Origin of the sequence: Rhizobacter sp., from assembly GCF_031412495.1 — a bacterium.
Classification (GTDB): Bacteria; Pseudomonadota; Gammaproteobacteria; order Burkholderiales; family Burkholderiaceae_C; genus Schlegelella_A.
The window spans coordinates 1-7,241 of sequence record NZ_JANODC010000532.1 but is presented as its reverse complement, the minus strand read 5'-3'; the positions used below and the strand labels follow the sequence as shown (position 1 = coordinate 7,241).

The 7,241-nt window shown below is 72.3% G+C and carries 8 protein-coding genes and 1 pseudogene; 4 read left to right on the top strand and 5 right to left on the bottom strand.

All coding sequences use genetic code 11. The annotated features are described in order from the left end of the window. The coding region (locus AC30N0_RS19785) for an ABC transporter substrate-binding protein (RefSeq protein ID WP_489519592.1) at nt 1-538 on the top strand (538 nt) is incomplete at its 5' end. Here AC30N0_RS19785 and AC30N0_RS19780 read toward each other — a convergent pair. Next, nucleotides 525-1,910, bottom strand: a complete 1,386-nt coding sequence (locus AC30N0_RS19780) for an ATP-binding protein (RefSeq protein WP_489519591.1) — start codon at nt 1,908-1,910, stop codon at nt 525-527. The genes AC30N0_RS19785 and AC30N0_RS19780 overlap by 14 nt on opposite strands. After that, entirely contained in the window at nt 1,907-2,581 is a 675-nt protein-coding gene (locus AC30N0_RS19775; RefSeq protein ID WP_489519590.1) for a response regulator, read from the bottom strand. The genes AC30N0_RS19780 and AC30N0_RS19775 overlap by 4 nt, the downstream gene beginning before the upstream one ends. Nucleotides 2,582-2,698: 117 nt before the next feature. Here AC30N0_RS19775 and AC30N0_RS19770 point away from each other — a divergent pair, with 117 nt between their 5' ends. From AC30N0_RS19770 to AC30N0_RS19760, 3 genes are read left to right on the top strand one after another with little or no spacing between them, the layout of a single operon-like run. Continuing rightward, nucleotides 2,699-4,441, top strand: a complete 1,743-nt coding sequence (locus tag AC30N0_RS19770; RefSeq protein WP_489519589.1) for a phosphoethanolamine transferase — start codon at nt 2,699-2,701, stop codon at nt 4,439-4,441. Between the two features lie 8 nt (nt 4,442-4,449). Further along, the gene (locus AC30N0_RS19765; protein ID WP_489519588.1) at nt 4,450-4,851 is read left to right on the top strand and encodes a diacylglycerol kinase; all 402 of its coding nucleotides are present in this window, start codon (nt 4,450-4,452) and stop codon (nt 4,849-4,851) included. Further along, complete coding sequence (locus AC30N0_RS19760) at nt 4,836-5,567, top strand: phosphatase PAP2 family protein (RefSeq protein WP_489519587.1); 732 nt, start codon at nt 4,836-4,838, stop codon at nt 5,565-5,567. The genes AC30N0_RS19765 and AC30N0_RS19760 overlap by 16 nt, the downstream gene beginning before the upstream one ends. Here the strand turns inward: AC30N0_RS19760 and AC30N0_RS19755 are convergent. The 3 genes and pseudogenes from AC30N0_RS19755 to AC30N0_RS19745 form a co-directional block, all read right to left on the bottom strand. Continuing rightward, nucleotides 5,564-6,043 (bottom strand): thioesterase family protein, encoded by a 480-nt coding sequence (locus AC30N0_RS19755; RefSeq protein WP_489519586.1) that lies wholly within the window; start codon nt 6,041-6,043, stop codon nt 5,564-5,566. The genes AC30N0_RS19760 and AC30N0_RS19755 overlap by 4 nt on opposite strands. Beyond that, nucleotides 6,040-7,104 (bottom strand): annotated as a pseudogene (locus tag AC30N0_RS19750) (acyl-CoA dehydrogenase family protein). The gene AC30N0_RS19755 and the pseudogene AC30N0_RS19750 overlap by 4 nt, the downstream one beginning before the upstream one ends. After that, a complete protein-coding gene (locus tag AC30N0_RS19745) occupies nt 7,101-7,223 on the bottom strand; it encodes an acyl-CoA carboxylase biotin carboxyl carrier protein subunit (protein WP_489519593.1) in 123 nt (40 codons plus the stop codon). Before AC30N0_RS19745 ends, AC30N0_RS19750 begins: the two are co-directional and overlap by 4 nt. Between the last annotated feature and the right edge of the window lie 18 nt (nt 7,224-7,241).

The following is a 7,241-nucleotide window of genomic DNA, read 5'->3' as shown; positions in this document are numbered from 1 at the left end:
CTTCTCCTCGCAGGTGGCGCGCATGAAGGCCTCGGGCTGCGACCTGGTCGTTCTCGGCACCATCATCCGGGAGACGATCGGCGCCATCGCCGAGTCGCGCAAGACCGGCTTCTCGCCGACCTTCCTGGGTTCGAGCGCGGCCTACACCGACCTCATCCACAAGCTCGGCGGCAAGCCGATGGACGGGTTCTACGCGACCATGACCGTGCAGAACCCCTACCTCGACGAGGCCTCGCAGCAGATCAGCTTCTGGGCGAAGAAGTACAAGACGAAGTTCAACGAGGACCCGACGGTCTTCTCGGTATACGGCTACAACGCCATCGACTCCTTCGCCCGCGCCGCCGCCAAGGCCGGCCCGAACCTGAGCACCGACACCTTCGTCAAGGCGATGGACACCATGAGCTTCGAGAGCGACATGTTCGGCAGCGCGCCGGCCACGTTCAGCGCCACCAAGCGGCTCGGCAGCGATGCATCGCGCCTGTCGCAGCTGCAGGACGGCCGCTGGAAGGTCGTGTCGGACTACATCAAGGCGAACTGAGGGCCGGCGCGGCCGGGCTCGGCAGCGCTTCCCGGAACGCCAGGCGGGCCTCGAAGCCGTGCGTCCGCCCTGGGGGCGGCGAGCTGAGCCGGAGGGCGGCGCCGTGCTTCTCGACGATGGTGCCGATGATCGACAGGCCGAGCCCGTAGCCGGCGCCGTCTGCGGTGTGGCGCACGTGGCGGCGGCGCAGCGTCTCCAGCGTCGCCGCCGGCACGCCCGGCCCCTCGTCGCGGACGAGCAGCGTGCACGGCGCCACGACCTCGATCCAGACGCGCGCATCGCCGCTGTAGCGCAACGCGTTCTCGACCAGGTTGCGCAGAGCGATGGCGATCGCGTCGAGGTCGCCGCGGCAGGCGAGGACACCGCCGTCGTCGATGCGCAGGTCGAGCCGGCGCCGCGTCTCTTCGGTGGCCCAGAACTCCTCGGCGACGGTCGCGGCGAGCTGGACCAGGTCGACCCGCTGCGCAGTCAGCGTCGACGACGACTCGGCGCGCGACAGCTGCAGCAGCTTGTCGGCGCGGTGGCCGAAGGTAGCGAGTGCTGCGAGCGCTGCCTCGACGTCGGTGCGGGAGAGGTTCTCGTCGAGGGCGGTCTGCAGGCGCAGGCGAACTGCGGCGAGCGGCGTGCGGAGCTCGTGCGCGGCATTGGCCGCCAGCGAGCGTTCGGCGTCGAGTGCCTGCGCGAGGCGTTGCAGCAGCCGGTTGACGTGCTCGCCCACGGAGTGCAGCTCGGCAGGCATGCCCTCGAGCGCGATAGGCGACAGGTCGGCGCCGCTGCGCCGGCCGATCTCGGCCTCGAGGTCGTGCATCACGCGCAGCTCGCGGCGGGCGATGCGGCGCAGCAGCAGGGCCAGCAGCGGCAGCATGGCGACCAACGGGACGATGAGGCCGAGCAGGGCCCGGTTGCGCGCGGCCTGCCGCTCGGCCAGGGTGTCGGCCAGGTGCAGGAAGAGCGGCCGGCTCGGGTGTTGCACGGTGTAGACGCGCCAGGGCCCGGACTCCTGGAATCCCGTCCGCCGCGGCACCGCGAATTCGGCGGTCGGCGCCGCGTGGGATCGCATGAGCATGCGCGCGTCGCCGTCGACCAGCTGGAAGACCACCGGGTCGCTGTCGATGATGGGCTCGCGGCCGATCAGAGGCAGTCGTGCGGCGTGCAGGGCGCCGCGCTCCCGCGCCAGGTCGAAGTCGTGCACGGCGATGTCGACCATCCGGTGCGCACTCTCGACCATTTCGCTGTCGAAGTTGTGGTTGATCTCGCGGTCGACGTACCAGGTCACGCCAAAGACGCAGGCGAGCCAGACGCTGCCCACCCACAGCATCAGGGTGCGGGTCAGCCGGTCGGCGAGACGGCCGGGTTCGTGGCCCCGGCTCATGCGGGCGTGGCGGCGACGAACGCGAGTCGGTAACCCAGGCCGCGCAAGGTCTGGATGTGGTCGCGCCCGAGCTTGCGGCGCAGGCGGCTGACGAAGACCTCCAGCGTGTTGCTGTCGGCCTCGTCGGCGTAGCCGTAAAGCGCGTTCTGCAGCGATTCGCGCGTGTGGATGCGGTCAGGCCGCATCGCCATCACGCGCAGCAGCGCCCATTCCTTCTGCGTCAGGATAATCGGCACCCCGTCCTTGCGGACGAGGTCGTGGGCCAGGTCGATCTGCAATGCGCCCAGCTGCAGGACGACCGATTCGCTTCGGCTCGTGCGCCGCTGCACCGCGCGCAACCGCGCGAGCAGCTCGCCCGGGTCGTAGGGCTTGGTCAGGTAGTCGTCGGCGCCGGCATCGAGGCCGCGGATGCGGTCGGTGACCTGGTCCCGGGCCGTCAGGACGATGACGACGGGTCGGTCGCGCAAGGCGCGGATGGCTGGCATCAGGGCCAGGCCATCGCCGTCGCTCAGGTGCAGGTCGAGCAGGACGGCGCTGTACTCGGCCGTGAGAAGGGCGCCGCGGGCGTCCTCGACCCGGGCCACGGTGTCGACGACGAAGGCCTTGGCCCGGAGGTACGCGCAGACCGCTGACGCGAGCTCGGCGTCGTCTTCGACCAGCAGGATGCGCACGGCGGAACCCCGCGTTGAGTGATGCCGCGAGTCTAGTGGCGCCTCGCAGGCGGAAGCTGAACGGAACCTGAGCGCGGGGTTCAGCATCGCTTCATGCCCGGTTCCTAGCCTTGCGGCATGCACACGTCGATGAACGCGGTGGCCGGCGCGGGCACCTCCGGACCGCTGCAACCTGCCGCCGCGGCGCCGTCGCTGCTTGCCCGCGCGCGGCAGGCGTGGTCGGCGCCGCGCTCGCCGCGCCTCGTCGTCGTCGCCCTGTCGGTCTGGCTGACGATGACGGCCAACCTGGCCCTCTGGCGCGAGCTCGGGCGGATCGAGCCGGGAGCGCGCGGCCTGCTCATCGGCCTGGCCGTCGGCGCGGTCCTCGTCGCCGTGACCACGTCCGTGCTGGCGCTGACGGCCTGGAGCCGCTGGATGAAGCCGGTCTGGCTCGCCGTGGCGCTGGCAGCCGCGGTCGCGCAGCACTACATGCTGGGCTATGGCGTGGTCATCGACGCGACGATGCTCGCCAACGTCTTCGACACCAACGCCGGCGAGGCGGCGGACCTGCTGACCGCGTCCCTGCTCGCCAACGTCGGGCTGGTCTGGCTGCCCGTCGCGCTCTGGCTCGCCCCGCTCCGCGTGAGCCGCGAGCCGGCGTCCCGAGCGGCGTCGCGGGCCCTGCTCCTCGGCGTCGTCGCGCTGATCGTCGCGGTCGGCGGCATCGCCGCCTCGTACAGCGTCCTGGCGCCGCTGGTCCGCAACCACATGCACCTGCGCTACCTGCCGAACCCGGCAACGCCGTTCGTCTCGCTCGGCAAGCTCGCGCTGAAGCCGCTGCTGCAGCGGCGGCATGCGCTCGTGCCGATCAGCGCCGGCGCAGCCCTCGGTCAGAGCTACGCAGCGGGCGGCAAGCCGCCGCTCCTGATCGTCGTGGTCGGCGAGACGGCGCGCGCCGACCACTTCGCGCTGAACGGCTACGGCCGCAACACGACGCCCGAGCTGGCCGCGGCCGGCGTGCTGAGCTTCCGCAACGCCTGGTCGTGCGGCACCAACACGCTGGCCTCGGTGCCCTGCATGTTCTCGTCCCTGGGCAAGGCCCGCTTCGGCAGCCGCGACGCCGAGCACGAGAACCTCCTCGACGTGCTGCAGGCGGCCGGCCTGGCCGTGCTCTGGGTCGACAATCAGGCCGGCTGCAAGGGTGTCTGCGCCCGCGTCCCGTCGGCGTCGACGGCCGATCTCGCCGGCACGCCGGACGGCGCCCGGCTGTGCAGCGACGGCGAGTGTCTCGACGAGGCGCTCCTCGTCGGCCTCGACGCGCGCATCGCCGCGTTGCCGGCGGACCGGCGCCGGCGCGGCGTCGTCGTCGTGATGCATCAGATGGGCAGCCACGGGCCGGCCTACGGCCGGCGCTCGCCGGCAGCGTCGAAGCGATTCCAGCCGGAGTGCGGCCACACGACCCTCGGCGAATGCGAGCGCGGTTCGCTTGTCAATTCCTACGACAACACCATCGCCTACACCGACCACGTGCTCGCCGGCACCATCGGCTGGCTGCGCGCGCGGTCCGGGACCTTCGCGCCGGCGCTGCTCTACGTCAGCGACCATGGCGAATCGCTCGGCGAGTACGGCGTTTTCCTGCACGGCTTGCCCTACGCGATCGCGCCCGACGCGCAGAAGCGCGTGCCGCTGATCGCGTGGCTGGGCGACGACCTCGCCGCCCGCCAAGGCATCGACCGCCTCTGCCTGGCCGGCCGGCTCGACCAGCCGCTGTCGCACGATCACCTGTACCACAGCGTGCTCGGCCTGATGGACGTGACGACGCCCACCTTCGACGCTGCGCTCGACCTCTGGAGCGCCTGCAAGCGGCGTCACGAGAGCTGAGCGAATCCGTGGACAGCACGCCTTTCCGGGCGGCCAAGGCGACCGGCTGGCGCCGCCTCTCCGGGGCGGTGGGCTTTACCTTCGCCGGGCTGCGCCATGCGTTCCGACACGAGGCGGCCTTCCGGCAGGAGCTGTTCGCGTGCGGCCTGCTCATGCCCCTGGCGACGCTGCTGCCGGCGACCCGGCTCGAGCGCCTGGTCCTCGTCCTCTCGATGCTGCTCGTCGTCATGGCCGAGCTCTTCAATTCGGCGATCGAGGCGGCGATCGATCGCATCTCCTTCGCTCGGCATCCGCTCTCCGGGCGGGCCAAGGACCTGGGCAGCGCCGCGGTCGCCGTTGCGCTGCTGATGAGCGCGCTGTGCTGGGTCGTCATCGCCGGGCCGCTGCTGCTGCAATGGTGGAGTCGCTGAGAACGGCCGGCCGCCGCGACGCGGCCGCGCTCGCCATCGCGTTCATCGCCCTCTTTGTCTGGGACGCGCTCGGCCTCGACCTGCCGATCGCGCGCATGTTCGGCGATGCCGCCGGCTTCGGCTGGCGGGACCAGTGGTTCGTGGCCGGCGTCCTGCACGCGGGCGCGCGCTGGGCGGCCTGGGCGGTCGCCTTGGCCCTCGTCGCCGGCATCTGGCGGCCGCAGCCGTTCGCGCGCGAGCTGTCGCGGGCCGCCCGCAGCTGGTGGGCGGCGGCGACGGTCGCCTGCGTGCTCCTGATCCCGCTGCTAAAGCAGGTCAGCCTGACCAGCTGCCCGTGGTCGCTGAGCGAGTTCGGCGGTGCGGTGGCCTATGTGTCGCACTGGGCCTTCGGCGTGCGCGACGGCGGCCCGGGCCGCTGCTTTCCGGCCGGCCACGCCACCGCCGCGTTCTGCTTCCTGCCCGGCTACTTCGCCCTCCGCGAACGGGCCCCCGGCGCGGCGCGCGGGTGGCTGCTCGCCGTCGTGGCCGCCGGCGCCGTCCTGGCCGGCGTGCAGGTCGTGCGCGGCGCCCACTTCCTCAGCCACTCGCTGTGGACTGGCTGGTTCTGCTGGGCCCTCGCGTTGCTCTTGCTTCGGGCCGCCACGTCGATCGCCGCTCGCCGGGCTGCACCGGCCCGCGAGCTCCTGGCGGTCGACGCGGGGCCTGCCGGACGCTAGGAGACGATGTAGGCCGAGCTGCCCGTCGCCAGCAGCTTGCCATCGACGTCGCGAAAGCCCATGCGCATCGAGGCGACGCGCGAGCCCAGGCGCAGGACCTCGGCCTCGAGGGTGAAGCGCTCGCCGATGGCCGGCCGCAGGTAGTCGATGCGCAGGTCGATGGTGCCGAGCTTGCCGAAGCGGCGCAGGCGCTCGGCCGGGGTTTCGTCCATGTGGCGGGCGCCGATCGCCGCCATCACCGCCAGGCCGGCCATCGCATCGAGGGTGGCGCTGATCACGCCGCCGTGCAGGCGATGGTGGGTGTAGTGGCCGATCAGCTCGGGCTTCATTTCGAGGTGGCCGGTGACGCCATCGGCGGCGACGCGGTCGACGCGCAGACCCATGACGCGGTTGAAGGCGATGCGCTCCTCGAAGAGCATGGTCAGGCCGTGCACGAACTCGGGCTCGAAGGCCGCGGCCGATGGCGTCGCGCTCATACGCCGAGCTGGCGCGCGGCCAGTTCCTTCATGATCTCTTCCGCGCCGCCGCCGATCATCATCACCTTCACCTCTCGGTAGATCCGCTCGCTCTTCGTGCTCCGCGCACGAAGCCGGTGCCGCCCAGGATCTGCACCGCCTGGTCGGCGCAGAACTGCATCGCCTGGGTGGCGTGATTCTTCAGCAGGCACAGCTCGGCTACCCACTCGGGCCCGGTCTCGCCGCGGTCGTGCCGGGCGACCAGCGCCTCCCCGAAGGTGCGGCGCTGCCGCGCCCACGCCAGGGCCTCGTCGAAGCAGACGCCGGCGAACGCCGCCGCGCCGGCGGCGAGCAGGAGCCGCTCGCCGTTGAAGTTGTCCATGATGGCGCGAAAGCCCTCGCCCTCGGCGCCGATCAGGTGGTCGAGAGGAACGCGACAGTTCGCGAAGCGCAGTTGGGCCGTGTCGCTGCACCACCAGCCCATCTTCGCCAGCGGCGTGCGCTCCAGCCCGGGCGCGTCGCCGGGCACGGCGAGGAGCGAGATGCCGCCAGCGCCCGGGCCGCCGGTGCGCACCGCGAGCGTGATCCAGTCGGCGCGCAGGCCCGAGGTGATGAAGGTCTTCTCGCCGTCGATGACCCACGCGCCGCCGTCGCACCGGGCCCGGCAGGCGAGCCGGGCGACGTCGGAGCCGGCGCCCGGCTCGGTGACGGCGAGGGCCGAGATCTTCGCGCCGGCGAGGACGTCCGGAACGATGCGCCGCTGCAGCGCGTCGCTGCCGTGCGCGACGATGGGCGGCAGGCCGATCGAGTGGGAGAAGAGGCCCGCCATCAGCCCGCCGCAGCCGGCGCGGGGCGACCTCCTCGGTCGGGATCAGGCGCCAGGCCATGCCGGCGGGCGTGCCGCCGAGCGACTCGGGGTAGCCGAGGCCGAGCAGGCCGGCCGCGGCGGCCTGGCGGTAGAGCGCGCGCGGAAAGGTCTCTGCCTCGTCCCAGGCGGCGGCGAACGGCTCGATCTCGCGCGCGACGAAGCGGCGCACGCTGGCGCGGAAGGCGTCGAGCTCGGCGTGCCCGGCGCCCGTCATGGCACGACCTCGACGAGCGGCTGCCTCGCCGCGACCTGATCGCCGGCGCCCGCGTGCAGGGCGGCCACGGTGCCGGCGTGCGGGGCGCGGATCTGGTGCTCCATCTTCATCGCCTCGATGACGAGGAGGAGGGCGCC